This window comes from Demequina sediminis (assembly GCF_030296675.1).
GTDB classification, from domain to species: Bacteria; Actinomycetota; Actinomycetes; order Actinomycetales; family Demequinaceae; genus Demequina; species Demequina sediminis.
The window spans coordinates 1,654,023-1,673,088 of record NZ_AP027736.1; the positions used below are offsets into that span (position 1 = coordinate 1,654,023).

General features: G+C 70.3%; 15 protein-coding genes, 1 tRNA gene and 4 pseudogenes. 6 read left to right on the top strand and 14 right to left on the bottom strand.

All coding sequences use genetic code 11. From position 1 onward, the window contains the following. The first annotated feature begins 14 nt into the window (after positions 1–14). Together QUE44_RS14380 and QUE44_RS08420 are read left to right on the top strand one after the other, a co-directional pair. A complete protein-coding gene (locus QUE44_RS14380) occupies positions 15–203 on the top strand; it encodes a hypothetical protein (protein WP_433997163.1) in 189 nt (62 codons plus the stop codon). Next, the gene (locus QUE44_RS08420) at positions 191–688 is read left to right on the top strand and encodes a uracil-DNA glycosylase (RefSeq protein WP_433997195.1); all 498 of its coding nucleotides are present in this window, start codon (positions 191–193) and stop codon (positions 686–688) included. Before QUE44_RS14380 ends, QUE44_RS08420 begins: the two co-directional genes overlap by 13 nt. 7 nt (positions 689–695) lie before the next feature. Here QUE44_RS08420 and QUE44_RS08425 read toward each other — a convergent pair. The 4 genes from QUE44_RS08425 to QUE44_RS08440 form a co-directional block, all read right to left on the bottom strand. Beyond that, positions 696–771, bottom strand: a tRNA-Thr gene (locus QUE44_RS08425). 49 nt (positions 772–820) lie between these two features. Continuing rightward, the gene (locus QUE44_RS08430; RefSeq protein WP_286214084.1) at positions 821–1,642 is read right to left on the bottom strand and encodes a DsbA family protein; all 822 of its coding nucleotides are present in this window, start codon (positions 1,640–1,642) and stop codon (positions 821–823) included. A gap of 50 nt (positions 1,643–1,692) precedes the next feature. Next, the gene (locus tag QUE44_RS08435) at positions 1,693–2,202 is read right to left on the bottom strand and encodes a MauE/DoxX family redox-associated membrane protein (protein ID WP_286214085.1); all 510 of its coding nucleotides are present in this window, start codon (positions 2,200–2,202) and stop codon (positions 1,693–1,695) included. A gap of 100 nt (positions 2,203–2,302) precedes the next feature. After that, entirely contained in the window at positions 2,303–3,919 is a 1,617-nt protein-coding gene (locus tag QUE44_RS08440; protein ID WP_286214086.1) for a serine/threonine-protein kinase, read from the bottom strand. Positions 3,920–4,111: 192 nt separating this feature from the next. On the opposite strand from QUE44_RS08440, the gene QUE44_RS08445 reads away from it, so the two are divergent. Continuing rightward, positions 4,112–5,275 (top strand): ABC transporter ATP-binding protein, encoded by a 1,164-nt coding sequence (locus QUE44_RS08445; protein WP_286214087.1) that lies wholly within the window; start codon positions 4,112–4,114, stop codon positions 5,273–5,275. A 104-nt stretch (positions 5,276–5,379) separates the two neighbouring features. Continuing rightward, positions 5,380–6,624: pseudogene (locus QUE44_RS08450) on the top strand (DUF4032 domain-containing protein); the annotation flags it as partial. 233 nt (positions 6,625–6,857) lie between these two features. Here QUE44_RS08450 and rlmB read toward each other — a convergent pair. The 4 genes and pseudogenes from rlmB to QUE44_RS08480 form a co-directional block, all read right to left on the bottom strand. Continuing rightward, a complete protein-coding gene (rlmB, locus tag QUE44_RS08455; protein WP_286214088.1) occupies positions 6,858–7,835 on the bottom strand; it encodes a 23S rRNA (guanosine(2251)-2'-O)-methyltransferase RlmB in 978 nt (325 codons plus the stop codon). Positions 7,836–8,022: 187 nt separating this feature from the next. Beyond that, complete coding sequence (cysS, locus tag QUE44_RS08460) at positions 8,023–9,447, bottom strand: cysteine--tRNA ligase (protein WP_286214089.1); 1,425 nt, start codon at positions 9,445–9,447, stop codon at positions 8,023–8,025. Between the two features lie 51 nt (positions 9,448–9,498). Continuing rightward, positions 9,499–10,683 (bottom strand): annotated as a pseudogene (ispD, locus tag QUE44_RS14385) (2-C-methyl-D-erythritol 4-phosphate cytidylyltransferase). Further along, positions 10,632–11,114 carry a CarD family transcriptional regulator gene (locus QUE44_RS08480; RefSeq protein ID WP_286214091.1) on the bottom strand — a complete coding sequence of 161 codons (483 nt, stop codon included), beginning with the start codon at positions 11,112–11,114 and terminating at the stop codon, positions 10,632–10,634. The pseudogene ispD and the gene QUE44_RS08480 overlap by 52 nt, the downstream one beginning before the upstream one ends. 184 nt (positions 11,115–11,298) lie before the next feature. On the opposite strand from QUE44_RS08480, the gene QUE44_RS08485 reads away from it, so the two are divergent. Then, complete coding sequence (locus tag QUE44_RS08485; RefSeq protein ID WP_286214092.1) at positions 11,299–11,754, top strand: hypothetical protein; 456 nt, start codon at positions 11,299–11,301, stop codon at positions 11,752–11,754. Positions 11,755–12,027: 273 nt separating this feature from the next. Here QUE44_RS08485 and pstB read toward each other — a convergent pair. The 6 genes and pseudogenes from pstB to QUE44_RS08515 all read right to left on the bottom strand — a co-directional run bounded on the left by pstB (position 12,028) and on the right by QUE44_RS08515 (position 18,213). Further along, a pseudogene (gene pstB / locus QUE44_RS08490) lies at positions 12,028–12,806 on the bottom strand (phosphate ABC transporter ATP-binding protein PstB). Between the two features lie 10 nt (positions 12,807–12,816). Beyond that, positions 12,817–13,790, bottom strand: a pseudogene (gene pstA / locus QUE44_RS08495) (phosphate ABC transporter permease PstA). A 1-nt stretch (position 13,791) separates the two neighbouring features. Next, on the bottom strand, positions 13,792–14,796 hold the full coding sequence (pstC, locus tag QUE44_RS08500; RefSeq protein WP_425557955.1) for a phosphate ABC transporter permease subunit PstC: 1,005 nt from the start codon (positions 14,794–14,796) through the stop codon (positions 13,792–13,794). 84 nt (positions 14,797–14,880) lie between these two features. After that, the gene (gene pstS, locus QUE44_RS08505; RefSeq protein WP_286214094.1) at positions 14,881–16,005 is read right to left on the bottom strand and encodes a phosphate ABC transporter substrate-binding protein PstS; all 1,125 of its coding nucleotides are present in this window, start codon (positions 16,003–16,005) and stop codon (positions 14,881–14,883) included. A gap of 403 nt (positions 16,006–16,408) precedes the next feature. Beyond that, a complete protein-coding gene (locus QUE44_RS08510) occupies positions 16,409–17,104 on the bottom strand; it encodes a response regulator transcription factor (RefSeq protein ID WP_286214097.1) in 696 nt (231 codons plus the stop codon). Next, entirely contained in the window at positions 17,101–18,213 is a 1,113-nt protein-coding gene (locus QUE44_RS08515; protein WP_286214099.1) for a sensor histidine kinase, read from the bottom strand. Before QUE44_RS08515 ends, QUE44_RS08510 begins: the two co-directional genes overlap by 4 nt. 139 nt (positions 18,214–18,352) lie before the next feature. On the opposite strand from QUE44_RS08515, the gene phoU reads away from it, so the two are divergent. Beyond that, positions 18,353–19,012: a phosphate signaling complex protein PhoU gene (gene phoU / locus QUE44_RS08520; RefSeq protein ID WP_286214100.1), complete on the top strand. Its 660-nt coding sequence runs from the start codon at positions 18,353–18,355 to the stop codon at positions 19,010–19,012. The last annotated feature ends 54 nt before the right edge of the window (positions 19,013–19,066 follow it).

Consider the following 19,066-nt stretch of genomic DNA (forward strand, 5'->3'; position numbering starts at 1 on the left):
ACTAGGGTGTCCGCATGGACGATGCCGGGGGCGACCTTCTCGCGACCGCCGGACTGGGCGACGGGTGGGAGGCGGCGCTGGCGCCCGCGGCGCCCGCCCTGCGCGAGCTCGAGGCCTTCCTGCGCGCCGAGCCCGCGTTCCTGCCCCCGCGCCGGCGCTCCTGCGGGCGTTCTCGTTGCCACTCGCCGATGTGCGCGTGCTGATCGTGGGTCAGGATCCGTATCCCACCCCGGGGGACGCGGTGGGGCTGAGCTTCGCGGTCGCGCCGGGGCGTCCGCTGCCGCGCTCGCTGCGCAACATCGCGCGCGAGCTCAAGGAGGACACGGGCGAGGAGCTCACCTCGGGAGATCTCACACACTGGCACGCTCAGGGCGTCATGCTCCTCAACCGCGTGTTGTCGGTCGCCCCTGGGGAGCCGGGTTCGCACCGCGGGCGCGGGTGGGAACACGTGACGATGCTCGCGATCGAGTCCCTCGCGACGCGCGGCGGCCCCCTGGTGGCGGTCCTGTGGGGCAACGATGCCAGGGCCCTCGCCCCCGCCTTCGCGGGGGTCGCGCGAGTCGAGAGCGCGCACCCGAGCCCGCTCAGCGCGTCGCGCGGGTTCTTCGGCTCGCGCCCGTTCTCGCGCGTGAACGCCGCGCTCGAGGCGCAGGGGGCTACTCCCGTGCGGTGGGGGACACCGCGCTAGGGAGACGTGGAGCTGGCAGCGGGACTCGAACCCGCAACCCCCGCTTTACAAGAGCGGTGCGCTACCCATTGCGCCATGCCAGCCGGGCGACGCCAGGATAGGACACCCGGCGCCGCACCGTGAGACGGCGGCCTAGGACAGGCCCTCGAGGTACTCGCGCAGGACGCCCGCCGTGAAGTAGTCGACCGACGGTGCGGAGTCGTCCGAGTTGAGGATCACTCCGTCGGCGAAGTCGCCGGTGGTGGAGACGCGGACGGACGGGGTGCCACCCACGCCATCCTGCGATCCCTGGTCGGTGGCCGCGGTGACCCACTTGCGCATGTCGGCGTTGTCGAGGGCGTTCGCGACGTCCTCGGGAACGCCAGCGTCGATCGCGATCTGCGCGATCTGCTCGTCCGTGAGGCCGGTGGTGTTCTCCGCGGGCTGGTTGGCGAAGAGCGCCGCCTGGAACTCGAGGAAGTGCTCGGGCGCCTGGTCGGCGACCACGGCGGCCGCGCCCGCGGCGCGGGTCGAGTACTGCGAGCCGCTCGAGAGGCGGTCGAGGATCGAGATCGGGTGGTAGAAGACCTGGATGGTGCCCGCCTCGCGCAGCTCGTCGAGGTCGGCGGCATTGGTCTCCTCGAACACGTTGCACACCGGGCACAGGAAGTCGAGGTAGATGTCGACGCGAGGCGCGTCGGTCGGGACGTCCACGCCCACGACGCCGCCCGTGCCCACCGGGATGCCGCCCGTCGCGTCCGCGCCTGCCGGCTGCGTCGCACCCTCGGCGCCGAGCTCGGGCACCTTGCCCTGGTTGACGATGAAGAAGATGAGCGCACCGAAGAGCGCGAGTCCCACGATCGAGCCCGCGACGATCATGAGGGTGGTCCGGCGCTCCTGCGCCTTCACCTGAGCCTGCGCCTGCGCGCGGGCCGCGGCACGCGCGTCACCCGCCTTGTTGTTCTTGCTCGACATCTGTCTCTCCAGGATTGGGTGTGCTTGGGAAGAAATCTAGACGATGCGCCTCACGCGGCCCGCATCCAGCGGTCCAGCGAGAAGCGGCTGCGTGGCCAGATCGCGAGATACGTGCCCATCGCGACAAAGCCCAGGCGTTCGGCCAGGTGAACGGGGTAGTTGGTGGTTCCCTCCTCGACGTCGCCGCCGCCGCCAAAGCAGCCGCAGTCGATCGAGTAGCCCTTGACCCACACCCAGATGACGCTCACGAGGAATCCGGCCATCATGAGCAGCCACACCAGGGACGCGAGCCGGGTGAACAGGCCCGCCAGCAGGAAGATCGCGAGCAAGAGCTCGAGGAAGGGCAGCATCGTCCCCACGAACGGGACCACGGCCTCGGGCAGCAGGCGGTACGCGCGCACCGCGCGGATCGACTGCGGGATGTCGACCAGCTTGGGGATCGCGGCGGCGATGAGGATGCCCGCCATCCCGAGCCTCACGATCAGGCTCAGCCACGGCTGAACGGTCCCCCAGCGGCCTGCCGGCGCCTCGACGGCTGCCTCGGCGGTCTCCGTGCTCATCCCCACCCCTTCTCGCCGCGCGTGCGGACGCACTCACGGTTGTCGTTGACCGGCGAACGCCCGGGGCGCCGCGATTGTTCCGGGTACAAGTGTCCGGCCGTCAGGACGATGCCGTGGGCAGGTCGGGCAGCGGCCACCAGGCGGCCTCCGGAGAGACGTACACGCCGATCACCGCGACGAGGATCGCGACGATCGCGACGAGGGTCCAGGCGACCCTCAGGCCGCTCGTGGGCGAGACGGCGGCCGCCATCCGATGGGCGCCCTCGCGCGTGCCGGCCATGAACGGCCCGTAGCCGAGGGTGATCACGGCGACCACCGCGCCGAGCGCGAGCGCCCCCGCATGGCCGTAGTCCTGCGCGTCGCGGGTGCCCCCGAGCACCGTCCCCGAACTCACGAGCCACCACGCTCCCGTCGCGGTTCCCGCGCCGAGCGCGGCCGCGGTGAGGATCGCGGGGACGCATTCCGCCGCGGCACGCAGCGTGTGCCACGGCAGGCCGAGCGTGTGAACCACCGAGTCGGCCGTCCGCCGATGGCCTCGCTTGACCCGCGCGGCCTCGATGGCCAGCGCGCGCCGGTAGACGCCGCGCGCGAGGATCGCCACGGCGGCGAGGACCAGGAAGGTCATGATCGGCGCCAGCGGCGCGGCGGCGATCGCCACGAGCGCGGCCCACACGAGCAGCATGCGGCGGCGTGGCGCGCGCGGCGCGGGCTCGGCCTCCGGCTCGAGGTCGCCGCGCTCGTCCCACTCCCCGTCGTCGTCCCCTTCGTCGTCGCGTGCGGTCGTGTCGTCGCCACCCGCGGCGACATCATCCACGCGCTGCTCGCCGCTGGGCAGGACCGCGGTGGGTGCGGCGCCCTCGGGCGTTCCTCCCGACCAGCCCTCCATGCCCACCGGCGCGACCGCGGTCGCGGGAAGCGACGTCGACATGACCTCGGTGGCACCGCGCAGAGCGGCCACCACGTCGCGCATCCCCGGGCGCGCGGCCAGGTCGCGACCCAGCGCGGCGCGCAGCGCCTCGGCTCCGGGCACGGGAGGCAGCCGCACCTCGGCCTCGAGCGTCCGGCTGATGGCGCCGGTGCCCGATCCGAAGGGGGCCTGCGCGGTCATCGCATACGCGACGGTCGCCGCCCACGACCAGCGGTCCGCCTGCGTGCCCGGCTCGGCGCCGTCGATGACCTCGGGGGCGACGTAGCCCGGCGTGCCGCTCACGAGCCCCTCGCGCGTGAGACGGCTGTCCTCCGCGCGGTGAGCGAGCCCGAAGTCGATGAGCACCGGACCGTCGGGCCCCATCATGATGTTGGACGGCGTGACGTCGCGATGAATGACGCCTGCGGCGTGCGCGGCCTCGAGCGCGGAGGCGGTGCGCTCGGCGAAGTCCGCGAGCGCGTCGCCCGTGAGCGGTCCGTGGCGCTGAATGTGGTCGAACAGGGTCTCGCCCGCGACGAGTTCGAAGACCACGAAGGTCTCGTCCTCGTCGAGCTCCGCGTCGAGGATGTGGGGGACGGCCGGGTGGCGCAGCGACTGCAGCGCGCGCACCTCGCGCGCAAGCCTGGCCGCCGCGACCTCGTCGTCCTTGGCGTCGACGAGTTTGAGCGCGGCCTCGCGTCCGGACTGGTCCGCGACGCGATATACGGAACCGGATCCTCCCGTTCCCAGGCGCCCCAGGATGCGGTAGCCACCGACGGTGTCGCCCACCTCGCGCTGGAGTCCGGCCATGGCCCCAACCTACCCGGAGCATCGTCCCTCGCTCTCCGGCGCATGACACGGGGTTCCTGGTCCCGCACGCGGTGTGAGAGTATGGGTGGGCCGAGGCGACTGCCTCGGCAAGTGTCAGTGTGGACACACACAACGGCATTTCTTCACTACGGATCGTCCGGCACGTACCTGCCGGTGAAGGGAAACACGGCCATGGCCACCGTTACCTATGACAAGGCGTCGAGGATCTACCCCGGCACCGAGCGCCCCGCGGTCGATGCACTCGACCTCCAGATCGCCGACGGCGAGTTCCTCGTTCTCGTTGGCCCCTCCGGCTGCGGAAAGTCCACGTCGCTGCGCATGCTTGCGGGCCTCGAGGACGTCGACGCCGGATCCATCTGGGTGGGCGAACGCGACGTCACCCACGTGCAGCCCAAGGACCGCGACATCGCGATGGTGTTCCAGTCCTACGCGCTCTACCCCCACATGACCGTTGCGGACAACATGGGCTTCGCGCTCAAGATCGCCAAGGTCGAGAAGTCGACGATCCGCGAGCGCGTCGAGGCGGCCGCGAAGATCCTGGACCTCACCGAGTACCTGGACCGTAAGCCGAAGGCCCTCTCGGGTGGTCAGCGTCAGCGCGTCGCCATGGGCCGTGCGATCGTCCGCCAGCCGCAGGTGTTCCTCATGGACGAGCCGCTGTCGAACCTCGACGCCAAGCTCCGTGTCCAGACCCGTACCCAGATCGCCGCCCTCCAGCGTCGCCTGGGCACCACCACCGTCTACGTGACCCACGACCAGGTCGAGGCCCTCACCATGGGTGACCGCATCGCGGTGCTCAAGGACGGCGTCCTCCAGCAGGTCGGCACCCCGCGCGAGATGTATGACACCCCCGCGAACGTGTTCGTGGCCGGCTTCATCGGCTCGCCCGCGATGAACCTCTCGACGTTCCGCGTCGAGGACGGTCACGCGATCGTGGGCTCGGCCCGTGTCCCGCTCGAGCGCGAGGTCGTCGCCAAGATGACCGCAGCCGACAACGGCGACGTGGTGCTGGGCTTCCGCCCCGAGTCGCTCGACCGTGTCGCCCCGAACACGCCCGGCGCGGTGCCGGTCGAGGTCAACGTCGTGGAGGAGCTGGGCTCGGACGCGTTCGTGTACGGCAACATCCCCGCACCGGTCGCGACCGGCAAGGACGTCACCGTGGGTGGATCGGGCGACGTGATCGTCCGCGTCGACCCCCGCGACGTGCCCGGCAAGGGTGAGACCATCTGGGTCACCATCCGCCCGAACGAGCAGCACGTGTTCTCCGCCTCGACGCAGCAGCGCCTCACCCCGCACGCGGTCAAGACCGCGGCGTCCGGCGCGATCAAGGCGTAACACTCGCAGGTCATGAAGGAGGCGGTCCCCTCGGGGGCCGCCTCCTTCTGCGCGTGCCGGGGTGGGCATCGTTCCCCCCGGCTGGCCCTCGCTAGGCTGAGGACATGCCGCACATCACCGGGGCCGCCGATCCTGCCTTGATGGAGCTCCCGTGGGAGATCCCGTTGTCCGCGTGGCCGGAGGACCGCATCGCCGCGCTGCCGCGAGGACTGTCGCGCCACGTGGTGCGGTTCGTCCGCCACGGCGCGAACGTGCTCGCCGTCAAGGAGACCAACCGCGAGATCGCGTACCGCGAGTTCGAGATGCTGCGGGGGCTCGAGCGCATGGACGCACCCTGCGTGAAGGCCGTCGCGGTGGTGACGCAGCGGCGCACCCCCATGGGCGAGGAGCTGTCGGCCGCGCTCGTCACGGAGCACCTCGCGTTCTCACTCCCCTATCGCGCGCTCTTCTCGACCGCGCTGCGCAAGGGCACGCTCAACCGCCTCATCGACGCGTTGTCGGTGCTGCTGGTGCGCCTTCACCTCAACGGCTTCTACTGGGGCGACGTGTCGCTGTCGAACGCGCTGTTCCGGCGCGACGCGTCCGAGTTCTCGGCCTATCTGGTCGACGCCGAGACCGGCGAGCTGCATGAACGCCTCACGGACGGCCAGCGCGGCTACGACGTCGAGATCGCGACGACCAACATCATCGGCGAGATCCTGGACCTGCAGGCCAACGAGGACCTCGACGAGGGCATCGACCCGTTCAAGATCGGCGAGCGCCTCGAGAGCAAGTACACGAAGTTGTGGAAGGCCCTCACCGAGACCGAGGTCTTCGACTCCAACGTCCCCTTCCACGTCTCCGAGCGCGTGCGCCACCTCAACGAGATGGGCTTCGACGTGGGCGAGCTCGACATGCTGTCCACCCCTGACGGCACGGGACTCAGGATCCGCCCGAAGGTGGTCGACGCCGGCTTCCACTCGCGCCGCCTCATGCGCCTCACGGGGCTCGACGTGCAGGAGAACCAGGCGCGACGCCTGCTCAACGACCTCGACGAGTTCCGCGCCGTCCACCCCGATGTCGCGGACGACGAGGCCTTCGCGGCCCACGAATGGCTCACCTCGATCTTCGAACCCACGGTGCGCGCCGTGCCGCGCGAACTGCGCGGCAAGCTCGAGCCGGCGCAGGTCTTCCACGAGGTCCTCGACCACCGCTGGTATCTCGCGGAGGCCGCCAACGAGGATGTGCCGATGCCGGTGGCCACGGCTTCCTACGTCAAGAACGTGCTGCCGCTGCGTCCCGACGAGCGCGCCGTGCTCGGCCGCTCCCTCGCAGAGATGACGGCGGAGCTGCCCGCGCTCACCGACGAGGTCGGCACCGAGTTCGAGCGGCGAGACCCCTTCGAGAACGACAACACGTACGCGTGGGGCGAGGTCCCCGTGCCCGAGAACGCCCCGCCGCCGCAGGTCCAGCGCGTCACGACGCGCGTGGCTCCCCCGGAGCGCGCCCCGCTGTCGGGAGAGCTCACCCAGCGGCGCCAGCGCGCGGAGGCCGCGGCGGCCGCGGAGGCGGACGATGCCGAGGCCGCCGAGGAGACGGGCTTCTAGCCGGCGGCTGCCGCCGCCTTCGCGGCCTTGGACGCCTCGTAGAGCGCGATCGATGCCGCGACCGAGGCGTTGAGGCTCTCCGTGGTCGCGGCGATCGGGATCGACACCACCTGGTCGCACGCCTCGCGCACGAGCCGGGACAGTCCCTCGCCCTCCGCGCCCACGACGATCACGAGCGGGCCGTCGAGCAGGCTCGACTCGTGCAGGTCGACCTCGCCGTCACCCGCGAGGCCGATCACGAACAGGCCGGCCTTCTTGTAGTCCTCGAGCGTGCGCACCATGTTGGTGACGCGTGCCACGGGGATGCGGGCCGCGGCTCCTGCCGAGACCTTCCACGCGGCCACGGTCATGCCCGCCGCGCGGCGCTCGGGCACCACGACGCCCGACGCGCCGAATGCCGCGGCGGAGCGCACGATCGCACCCAAGTTGCGAGGATCCTGGATGCCGTCGAGAGCAATGATGCGCACCGGCGAGGCGGCCTCCAGCAGGTCCTCGGGGTGGGCATACGCGTACGGCGGCACCTCGAGCGCGACGCCCTGGTGAGGAGAGCCGTCCGCGAGCGCGTCGAGGCTCGCCTTGGTCACCTCGCGCACGGTGAGCCCGTGCTCCACGGCGAGTGACACGATCTCCGTCACACGGTCATCGGCGTCGATGCGGTTGAAGACGTGCAGCGTGTGAGCCTTGAGGCCCCCGCGCAGCGCCTCGAGCACGCTATTGCGGCCCACGACCAGCTCGAGCGAGCCGGAGGTGCGGTCGCGCGGCGTGGTCTTTCCGCGCGTACCGGGAGCCTTGGCGGCGTCACGCTCGGAGCGCTGCTTGGCCTTGTATGCCTTGTGATACGGCCGGTCCTCGGCCTTGGGCGTGGGGCCCTTGCCCTCGAGCGCCTTGCGGCCGTGACCGCCGGTGCCGACGCTTGCGCCCTTCTTGGAGCCCGCATTGCGGGTCGCGCCACGGCGCTTCGAGTTCCCAGCCATGGCTCAAGGGTACTGGGGGCGGCGCATAGGCCGCCGCGCGCAGCCAGACATACGCACGGCTCCGCCACACGCTTTCGCGGCTCCGCCACACGCGGCTCGGCGTGTCGCCGGCGTGTCGCGGCCAGAGTCCGTGATCTGGACCATTCCCCGGGGGACTTGTGTGGCGGAGCCGCGAGAGGGCGGGTAGTCAGGAGTCGGCGGCGAGGGACCAGCGTGCGCCGTCGGCCGCGTCCTCGATGACGATGCCCGCGCCGGCCAGGCGGTCACGGATCGCGTCCGCGGTGGCCCAGTCCTTGGACGCACGCGCCGCGGCGCGCGCGTCGATGTCCGCGCGTACCAGGAAGTCGAGCGCGGCCATCGCGGTGTCGGACGCACCCGCGCGCTCGGCGGCCCACTCCGGAGCGGCCGGGTCCAGGCCCAGGACATCGAGCATCGCCCTCGCGCCCACGAGGGCGCCCGCGACCGCGGCATCGTCCCCCGCGGCGAGAGCCGCGTTGCCTGCTCGCACGGTCTCGTGGATGACCGCGAGCGCGCGCGGCACGCCAAGGTCGTCGTTCATGGCCTCGACGAAGCCCTCGGGGAGGGTCGCGGTCGCGAGGTCGGTCGACGTCGGGGCACCGACGCGCTCCGTGGCGCGCGAGACGAATCCCTGGAAGCGCGCCCACTGGGCGGACGCCTCGTCGAGGGTCGACGGCGAGTACTCGAGCATCGAGCGGTAGTGCACCGCGGCGAGCGCGAGCCTCAGGGCGGCGGGCTCGTGCGGCTCGAGGACCTCGGACACCAGCAGCCCGTTGCCCAGGGACTTCGACATCTTGGCGCCCGACTGCGTCACCCACGCGGAGTGCATCCAGAGGCGCGCGAAGCCGTAGCCCGCCGCACGCGACTGCGCCTGCTCGTTCTCGTGGTGGGGGAAGCGCAGGTCGAGGCCGCCGCCGTGGATGTCGAACTCGTCGCCCAGATAGCGCTGCGCCATCGCGGAGCACTCGATGTGCCAGCCCGGCCGTCCGCGTCCCCACGGCGACTCCCACGACGCTGTCTCGGGCTCGCCGTCCTTGCGCGCCTTCCACAGCGCGAAGTCGCGCGGGTCACGCTTGTCGTCTGCAGGGGCGTCGGGGGCGGGGGTGAGGTCCTCGAGCGCCTGGCGCGTGAGAGAGCCATATGCGGCGTAGGAGCGCACGTCAAAGTAGACGCTGCCACCGTGTTCGTAGGCGTGGCCGTTGTCGATGAGGCGCGCGATGATCGCAATGATCTCGGGGATGTGGCCCGTGGCGCGCGGCTCGGCGGCGGGGGGCTTGACCCCGACCGCGGCGTACGCGGCCTGGAACTCGCGCTCGTAGCGCAGCGCCCACGCCCACCACTCCCAGCCCGCCTCGGCGGCCTTGGCGAGGGTCTTGTCGTCGATGTCGGTCACGTTGCGCACCATGCTGACCTGGTAGCCCGAGCGCTCGAGCCAGCGCTGGAGCACGTCGAACGCGACGGCGCTGCGCAGATGACCCACATGCGGCGAGCTCTGCACGGTGGGTCCGCATAGGTAGATGCCCACCTTGCCCGGGGTCAGGGGCGCGAACTCGCGCTCCTCGCGGGTAGCGGTGTCGAACAGTCGCAGGGTCACCCGCCCAGGCTACCGGTCGGGCGCGTGCGGGGGATGCGAGACGTGCGCGCCCTAGGCGGGGAAGACCAGGGCGGTCGCGATCGCCGCGATGCCCTCGCCTCGACCGGTGAGCCCCAGTCCGTCAGTCGTGGTGCCCGCGATGCTCACGGGCGCGCCCGCCGCCACCGACAGCACCGACTCCGCCTCGGCACGGCGCGGAGCGAGCTTGGGGCGGTTCCCGATGACCTGCACGGCCACGTTCCCGATCTCGAAGCCCGCCTCGCGCACGAGCCGCGCGCTCTCCGCGAGCAGCGCGACCCCCGCGGCACCGGCCCACTCGGGCCGTGACGTACCGAAGTTCGCGCCCAGGTCGCCCAGCCCCGCGGCGGACAGCAGCGCGTCGCATGCGGCGTGTGCGGCGACATCCGCGTCCGAGTGCCCCTCGAGACCGGGCTCCCCGGCCACGCGAGGCCGGCGAGGCGCAGCTCGCGGTCGCCGCCGAAGGCGTGCACGTCGACGCCGATTCCCGTCCGGGGCATGTTCATGTCCACTCCACCGCCACATGTTCGGCCAGCGCGAGGTCGCCGGCATGCGTCACCTTGAATCCCCACTCGTGGCCCTCGACCGCGACCACGCGGTATCCGAGCGCCCGCGCGAGAGAGGCATCGTCCGTCGCGCCGGCACCGCCGCGCGCATGAGCATCCGCGAGCACGTCCGCGCGGAAGGCCTGGGGGTCTGGACGATGCGAAAGTCGCCGCGATCAACCGGCTCTCCAAGTGCGCCGTCGGGCCCCGGAGCGGACACGAGCGTGTCGACCACGGGGACCACGGGGATCGCGCCGTCCGCGCCGGCCTCGACGGCGGCCGCTACCGCGCTCATGGTCGCCGGCGGCTGGAACGCGCGTGCGGCATCGTGCACCATGACGATGTCGGACGGCGCGAGCGAGAGTGCGGCGAGGCCGGCTCTCACCGAGTCCTGCCTGGTCTCACCCCCAGCGACGATGCTGACGTCGAGACCCTCGAGAGCCTCGCGGAAGGCGTCGAGATGAGTCGGCGGCGCCGTCACCACCACGGTCGAGGCGACCCGCAGCATCGCACGCACCGCGTGGACCACGAGCGCCTCGCCCGCGACGGGCACGAGCGCCTTGGGAAGGGTGGACCCGAGCCGGGTCCCATATCCGGCGGCCGTGACGACGGCCGCGACGGTCACGAGGCGAGGACGGCGTCGAGACGCTGCTCGGCGACCGGCTCCTCGCACTTCTCGGCGAGCGCGAGCTCGCTCACGAGGATCTGGCGCGCCTTGTGGAGCATGCGCTTCTCGCCGGCGGAGAGGCCCTTGTCATTGTCGCGACGCGACAGGTCACGCACGACCTCGGCGACGCGGATGACGTCACCGGACGCGAGCTTCTCGACGTTGGCCTTGTAACGGCGCGACCAGTTGGTGGGCTCCTCGATGTAGGGCTCGCGCAGGACGCCGAAGACCTTCTCGAGTCCGGCCTGGTCCACCACGTCGCGCACGCCGACGAGGTCGACGTTTTCGGCGGGAACCTCGATGGTCAGGTCGCCCTGGGCTACCTTGAGCTTGAGGTAGATCTTCTCCTCGCCGCGGATGACGCGCGTCTTGATGTCCTGGATCTGGGCCGCCCCATGGTGGGGGTAGACGACGGTCTCGCCAACGACGAAGTTCATGGTGGAGTAATCCCCTTCTCGACGGAACTCCATTCTACCATTGCGTATTTGCCCCATAACAGAAGCATCCTGCCTGCATTCGGGCCTATGGTCCCTCACGGGCGGCGCGAGCGCCGTTGCGCAGGTGGTCCCCGCTCGCACGCACCGACTATTCTTCGAGGGACGTTCCCCGAAAGGACCCGCCGTGAAGCTCCCCGCACGACTCGTCTCGGTCGCCGCCCTCGCCGTCGTCGCGGCCGGCTGCAGCGCGATCAACCCCATCACCACGCAGCAGGCGTACGACGCCTCGGACGGCGTGAGCGTCGAGATCGGCGACGTGCGCGGGCTGAACCTGCTGGTCATCACCGAGGCCGAGGGTGCGCCCGCCTCGCTGATCGGCGCCTTCACGAACACCGGCGACGAGGCGGTCGAGGTCGCCGTCAGCCTCGATGGCGAGACCATCGCCATGGTCGAGGTGCCCGCGCGGGGAACCGTGCGCCTGGGAGCCGAAGGCGACACGCAGGTGACCGGAACCTCGACCGCGGCGCCCGGCCGCAGCCACGAGATCACGCTGCAGACCGATGCCGCGGGCCAGATTGTCGAGGAGGTGCCGGTGTTCGACGGCACCCTTCCCGAGTACGCGGGCGAGCTGCCCGCGTAGGCAGCGCCGTCTCGCGGCTCCGCCACACGCCACACCGGGCTCTCTCGCGGCTCCGCCACACCGGGCTCTCTCGCGGCTCCGCCACACCGGGCTTCTTCGCGGCTCCGCCACACAAGAACCCGGCTCCGCCACACGAGCCGCCCGGGGCATCGTCCGGTAGCAGGGACGATGCCGGCCACCCTACTCTCCCCGCAGACCCCGACGGCCCCGCCGTGTGGCGGAGCCGTCGGGGTTCGCGTGCGGTGACGCGCGACGCGCGAGGTCAGGCGCGGATCATCCGAAGCGGCCCGAGATGTAGTCCTCGGTGGCCTTCTCCGACGGCGTCGAGAACATCACCGGGGTGTCGTTCATCTCGATGAGCTTGCCCGGCTTGCCGGTGCCCGCGATGTTGAAGAAGGCGGTGCGGTCGGACACGCGCGCGGCCTGCTGCATGTTGTGGGTCACGATCACGATCGTGTAGTCGTTCTTGAGCTCCTGGATGAGGTCCTCGATCGCGAGGGTCGAGATGGGGTCGAGAGCCGAGCAGGGCTCGTCCATGAGCAGGACGTCGGGCTTGATCGCGATCGCGCGGGCGATGCACAGTCGCTGCTGCTGACCGCCCGAGAGCGACGAGCCGGGCTTGTCGAGGCGGTCCTTGACCTCGTCCCACAGGTTGGCGCCTCGCAGCGAGCCCTCGACCAGGTCGTCGGCGTCGCCGCGCGACATGCGCTTGTTGTTGAGCTTCACGCCGGCCAGCACGTTCTCCGCGATCGACATCGTGGGGAACGGGTTGGGGCGCTGGAACACCATGCCCACGTGGCGACGCACGGCGACGGGGTCGACGCCGGAGTCGTAGAGGTTGATGCCGTCCATCAGCACCTCTCCTCGACGCGCGCGCCGGGAATGACCTCGTGCATGCGGTTGAGGGTGCGGAGGAAGGTCGACTTGCCGCAGCCCGACGGGCCGATGAACGCGGTCACCGACCTGGGCTCAATGGCGAGCGAGATGTCCTCCACGGCAAGGAAGTTGCCGTAGTAGACGTTGAGGTTGTTGACGTCGATGCGCTTGGCCACAGTGATTCCTTTACCGGCCGGACTTGGGGGAGAAGTAACGAGAGATGAGACGTGCGATGAGGTTGAGCGCCATGACGATGAGGATGAGGACCAGCGCGGCCGCCCACGCGCGGTACTCCGTGATCTCACCCACGCACGGGATACCAGGGTCGTTGCACGGCTGCACCCCTTGCGCCACTCGGACACGATGTAGACCGGCAGCGCCATCATGCGGCCGTCGAAGAGGTTGAGGTTCATCGAGTCCGCGACACCCACCGCGATGAGCAGCGGCGCGGTCTCGCCGATCACTCGCGCGATCGCGAGCGTCACGCCCGTGGTGATGCCCGCGATCGCGGTGCGCACCACCACCTTGAGGATCGTGAGCCACTTGGGCACACCCAGCGCGTACGCGGCCTCGCGCAGCTCGTTGGGCACCAGCTTGAGCATCTCCTCGGACGAGCGCACCACCACGGGGATCATCAGCACCGACAACGCGACGGCTCCCACCATTCCCGTCTTGGTGCCCGGCCCGACGATGATCGCGAACACCGCATAGGCAAACAGACCCGCGACGATCGACGGGATGCCCGTCATCACGTCGACGAAGAACGTCACCGACCGCTTGAGCCAGCCCTGGCCGTACTCGACCAGGTAGATCGCTGTGAGCAGGCCGATGGGCACCGAGATGACGGTCGCGGCCAGCGTGATGAGCAGCGTGCCCCAGATCGCATGGATGATGCCACCCTCGGGCATGCCGCCAAAGACGCCGCGCATCGACTGCTGCAGGAAGTCGAGGTTGAAGTTGCTGTCCCCGTTGGCGTCGATGAAGAAGCGGTCGAGACCGCGCGTCACCACGGTCACGGTGAGCCACACCAGCGGAATGACGGCGAGGAGGAAGGCCAGGTACACGACGACGGTCATGCCGCCATTGGCAAACTTCCTGCGCCCGCTGAGGCTTCCGAGCGGGGAGGACGGGGTGCGGGGAGACGATGCGGTGGTGGCCATGTCAGTTGGCTCCAGAGAACTCGGCGCGGCGGGAGACAATCCAGCGCGCCAGCATGTTGACGAGCAGCGTGATGACGAAGAGCGCGAGTCCGAGCGCGATGAGCGCGGACACTCCCTGCGTGTTGGCCTCGGGGAACTGGCCCGCGATGAACGAGGCGATCGTGTTGTGGCTCGACGCGTTGAGGATTCCCCACGAGTAGCTGAGGCCCACCGACAGGATCATGTAGACCGCCATCGTCTCGCCGAGCGCTCGACCCAGCCCGAGCATCGTCGCCCCGATCATTCCTGAGCGACCGAACGGGAAGACCGCCATCCGCACCATCTCCCAGCGGGTGGCGCCCATCGCGAGGGCGGCCTCCTCGTGGAGCTTGGGGGTCTGGAGGAAGACCTCACGGGTCACGGCCGTGATGATCGGGATGATCATGATCGCGAGAACGATGCCCGCGGACATGGCGACGCGCCCGGTCGAGGAGATGGTGCCGTCCTCGGCGGGGGCGAAGAGGGGGATCCAGCCCAGGTACGTGGTGAGCCACTCGTAGAAGGGCTGCAGCACGGGGATGACGACGATCGCACCCCAGAGCCCGTAGACCACCGAGGGGATCGCGGCGAGCAGGTCGATCAGATAGCCGAGCGTCTGTGCGAGCTTGCGCGGCGCGTAGTGCGAGATGAAGAGCGCGATGCCGACCGACAGCGGGGTCGCGATCAGCAGGGCGATCGCGGAGATCAGAACCGTGCCGAAGACGAGGAATCCGGCGAGCTCGAGGAGGCTCTGTCCGTCGTCGGGACGGATCCAGGAGATCTTCGCCGCGACCTCGCCCGAGGTGTCGGTCAACGCGGGCCACGCCTCTACGAGGAGGAAGGTAGCGACCGCCGCCAGGGTCACGAGAATGAACGATGCTGCGGTGGCGGACAGGCCGAAGAAGACCTTGTTGGCCGCTGTCTCCGTCTTCGCCGTGAGCGGCGTCGAGTCGGGGGTCACGCCTGATGCGTTCTGGGTGGTGGTCACGCTCGATCTCCCGAGGAAGGCGGACAGACGGGTGGTGGACTCATCCTTGCGGACGAGTCCACCACCGGTCCAATCCTGGGTGTGTTACGCGGCCGCGATCTCGTCGAGGATCGAGGTGATCTTCGCGGACAGGTCCGCCGAGATGGGCGAGGAGCCCGCGGCCGAGGCGGACTTCGCCTGACCCTCTGCGGAGGCGATGTACTTGAGGAATCCGGTCACGAGCGCGCGCTCGGTCTCGTCCTCGTACGACTGGCACGCGATCGAGTAGGACACGAGCACCAGTGGGTAGGCGCCCGCGGCGGTCGTGGTGCGGTCGAGGTGGATCGCGAGGTCGTTCTCACCGTTGGTGCCCTCCGCGGCGGGAGAGGCGTCGACGACCGCGGCGGCAGCCTCGGCGGAGAACGGCACGTACTCCTCGCCGACCTTCAGGGCGACGGTGCCGAGCTCGCCGGCGCGCGAGGCGTCCGCGTAGCCGATGGTGCCGACGTTGTCCTGAACGATCTGGACGAGGGCCGAGGTGCCCTGGCCCGACTCGCCCGCGGCGCCAACCCAGTCACCCGAGGGCTCCTCGCCCCAGGTGGTCGAGGCGGCGGCGAGGTACTCGGTGAAGTTCTCGGTGGTGCCGGACTCGTCGGCGCGGTGGACGATCGTGATCGCGGTGTCGGGGAGCGTGACGCCCTCGTTCTGCGCTGCGATGGCCTCGTCGTTCCAGGTGGTGATCGTGCCGTTGAAGATGTTCGCGATGGTGTCCGCGTCCATGTTCAGGGAGTCGACGCCCTCGAGGTTGAAGATCACCGCGATGGGCGAGATGTACATCGGGAGGTGGATCGCGCCGCTGTCGCCGTCGCAACGGGTCATCGCGAGCGCGTACTCCTCCTCGTCCATCTGGGCGTCCGAGCCGGCGAACGAGGTGGCGCCGTCGAGGAACTGCGTGCGGCCACCGCCCGAGCCGACCGGGTCGTAGTTCACGGTGACGTCGGGGTTGAGCGACTGGAAGCCGGCGCGCCAGGCCTCCATCGCGGACTCCTGCGACGAGGCGCCGGCACCGTTGATCGAGCCGGCGAGCTCGACAGCCGCAGCGGTCTCGGAAGTGCCGGGGGTCGCGGACTCGTTCTCGGCCGGGGCCTCGTTGCTCGCGGTGCACGCGGCGAGCGAGAGCGACAGCACGGCGGCGGTCATGACCACGCCGGTACGGGTGACAAGCTTCACTTCGGTTTCCTCACGTTCATGGGGTCCCGGCTCATTGCCGGATGACGTTCACGTTAGGCACGCGAGGTAACGGCTCGTTGGGGGGATTCTGAACGCAAGGTGAACTTCGGGTGAACCCGGCATCCCGTGACCGAATCGTGACCGTCTGCCCCCTGCGGTTCCCCCTCCAGCCCCCCGCCCCCGGCTGAACGGCGCGGCTCCGCCACACAAGTAGCCCGGCATCGGCCCGTCTGGGCGCCCGCGCTGCGCGACACGCCGACGACACGCCGATGCGCGTGTGGCGGAGCCGCGAACTGGTGTGGCGGAGCCGCGGGGGTTGGGCAGGGGTTGGGCAGGGGTGGGGCGGAGCAGGGGTTGGGCGGAGCCGCGGGGGTGGGGCGGGGTGGGGCGGGGTGGGGCGGGGTCAGGCCTCGAACGTGTAGCCCACGCCGCGGACGGTCTGGATCAGCACGGGCTCAGCCGGGTCCGCCTCGACGCGACTGCGGATGCGCTTGATGTGCACGTCGAGCGTCTTGGTGTCGCCGAAGTAGTCCGAGCCCCACACCCTGTCGATGATCACCTGTCGCGGCAGCACGCGGCCGGCGTTCTGGGCCAGCAGGTGCAGCAGAGCGAACTCCTTGGGCGGCAGCGATGTCGTCTGCCCCTCGCGCGTGATCTGGAGGCGCTCGGGATCGAGCGTGATGCCCGCGACGGTGAGCCGCTCCGGCTCGTCGACGATATCCCGCTGGCCGGCCGCGTAGCGCCGCAACACCGCGCGCACGCGCGCCACCAGTTCGCGGCCGGAGTAGGGCTTGGTGACGTAATCGTCGGCACCCAGCTCGAGGCCGATGATCCTGTCGACCTGGTCGTCCTTGGCGGTGACCATGATGACGGGCACGTCGGAGCGCTCGCGGATCGCCTTGAAGACCTCGGGCCCGGACATGCCGGGCAGCATGAGGTCGAGGAGCACGAGGTCGGCGCCGTCGCGCACGAAGGCCTCGAGGCCGGCAGTGCCGGTCGCGGCCAGCGCGACGGCGAAGCCCTCCCGCTCGAACAGGTACTGCAGCGAGTCGCGGTACGACTCCTCGTCCTCGACGACGAGGATGCGCGCCTCGGTCATGATGCCTCCTGATGTACGGCCAGCTTGAAGGTGAACGTGGATCCCACGCCGGGCTCGGACCACACGGCGACGGAGCCCGAGTGTTGGAGAGCGACGTGCTTGACGATGCTGAGGCCCAGTCCCGTGCCGCCGGTGTCGCGGGATCGGGCGGGGTCGGTGCGATAGAAGCGCTCGAAGATGCGCTCCTGGTCCTTGGGGTCGATGCCGATTCCCCTGTCGATCACGGCTACGGCCGCGACGCCGTCGCGCGCGTCGACCGAGATGGCGACCTCGGCGCCCTCGTCCGAATACTGCACCGCGTTGTCGATGAGGTTGCGCAGCGCCATCACGAGCAGGTCGCGGTCCCCCAGCACCGTGGGTCGCTCGCGCACGTCGGTGACCAGGCGGATGTTCCTGGCGTCGGCACCCAGCCGCGCGGCCTCGACCGCCTCATGGACCACGCCGTCGAGAGCGAGCACCTCGTGCTCGAGGAGCGACGCCCCGCCCTGCAGGCGCGAGATCTCGATGATCTCCTGGATGAGCTTGGACAGCCGCCGTGACTCCTTGCGCATCTTCTTCGAGAAGCGCCGCACCATCTCGGGGTCGTCGGCGCCCTCCTCGATGGTCTCTGCGAGCAGGCTCAGCGCGCCGATCGGCGTCTTGAGCTCGTGAGAGACGTTCACCGCGAACTCGCGCCGGGACTGCTCGGCGGCGCGCGCCTCGGTGTTGTCGTTGACCACGGCGAGGCAGAGGTCGTCATCGAGCGGAGTCACGCGGGCGTGCACGAACCGCGGCGTGCCGAGCACCCCGCGCTGGACCGCGATCTCGTCCTCGAGGGGCTGGTCACGCCGCCAGGCCTCCTCCGCGAGGTCGGCAAGATCCGAGTTCAACGCTCCGTCGGGCCGCGCGACACCGAGCACCGCCGCCATGTGGTTCGAGAACGCGCTGCGCCTGTCGCGCCTGATCACCACGGCACCGGACTGCAAGACGGACATCAACTGACGCGTGCGGTGCGGCACCAGGGTCGCGGCCGCCTGCAGCCTGCGGCCCCGAATGTGCAGGTACGCGGCCGTGACCGCGGCCCCGAGGGCGGCGCCCACGATCGCGGCGACCCACACCTCCGGACTCATGGGCACACAGTAACCACGCCGATGCGGGTTCACCCAATGTTCACGCGCGCCACCGATTGTTCACCCCCTCGGCGGGGCGACGCGCGCATCGTCCCTCGCACCAGTGCCAGACTGGGAGGGCTAAGCCAGAAGGAGAGCCATGCGCACCCTGTTCAATGCCGAGATGTCCGAGCTCGCGGACGACCTCATCGCGATGGCGCGTCACGTCGAGACCGCCATCACCCACGCTTCCGACGCACTACTCACGGGCAACGTCGAGCTGGCGCAGACCGTCATCGCCGAGGATGCCGCGCTCGACGAGCTCGAGGGCCTGGTCGACGAGCGCTGCGTGCTGCTCATCGCTCAGCAGCAGCCCGTGGGCCTCGACCTGCGCACCATCATCTCGTCGCTGCGGATCTCCGCATCGCTCGAGCGCATGGGTGACCTCGCGCAGCACATCGCCGAGTCCGCCCGCCGCGCCTACCCCGCGTCCGCCGTGCCCGAGTCTCACCGCGAGATCCTCGAGGGCATGTGTGCCGCGGCGAAGGAGGCCGCGTCGGAGACCGTGCGCCTGCTCGAGACCCGCGACCTCAACGTGGCGGCCGCGATCGTGTCGGACGACGACAACCTCGACGCGCTGCACTCGCGCGCCTACAAGGCGATCATCGACGGCTCGTACACGGGCTCTCCGCAGGAGACGCTCGACCTCGCGCTCCTCGCCCGCTACTTCGAGCGCTTCGGCGACCACGCCGTGGGCGTGTCCCGCCGCATCGTCTACCTGGTGACGGGCGACCACTCGGGCGACCGCTCCAAGATCTGAGCCCTCGCGAGACAACGAAGCGCCCCCGACCTCGCGGTCGGGGGCGCTTCGCTT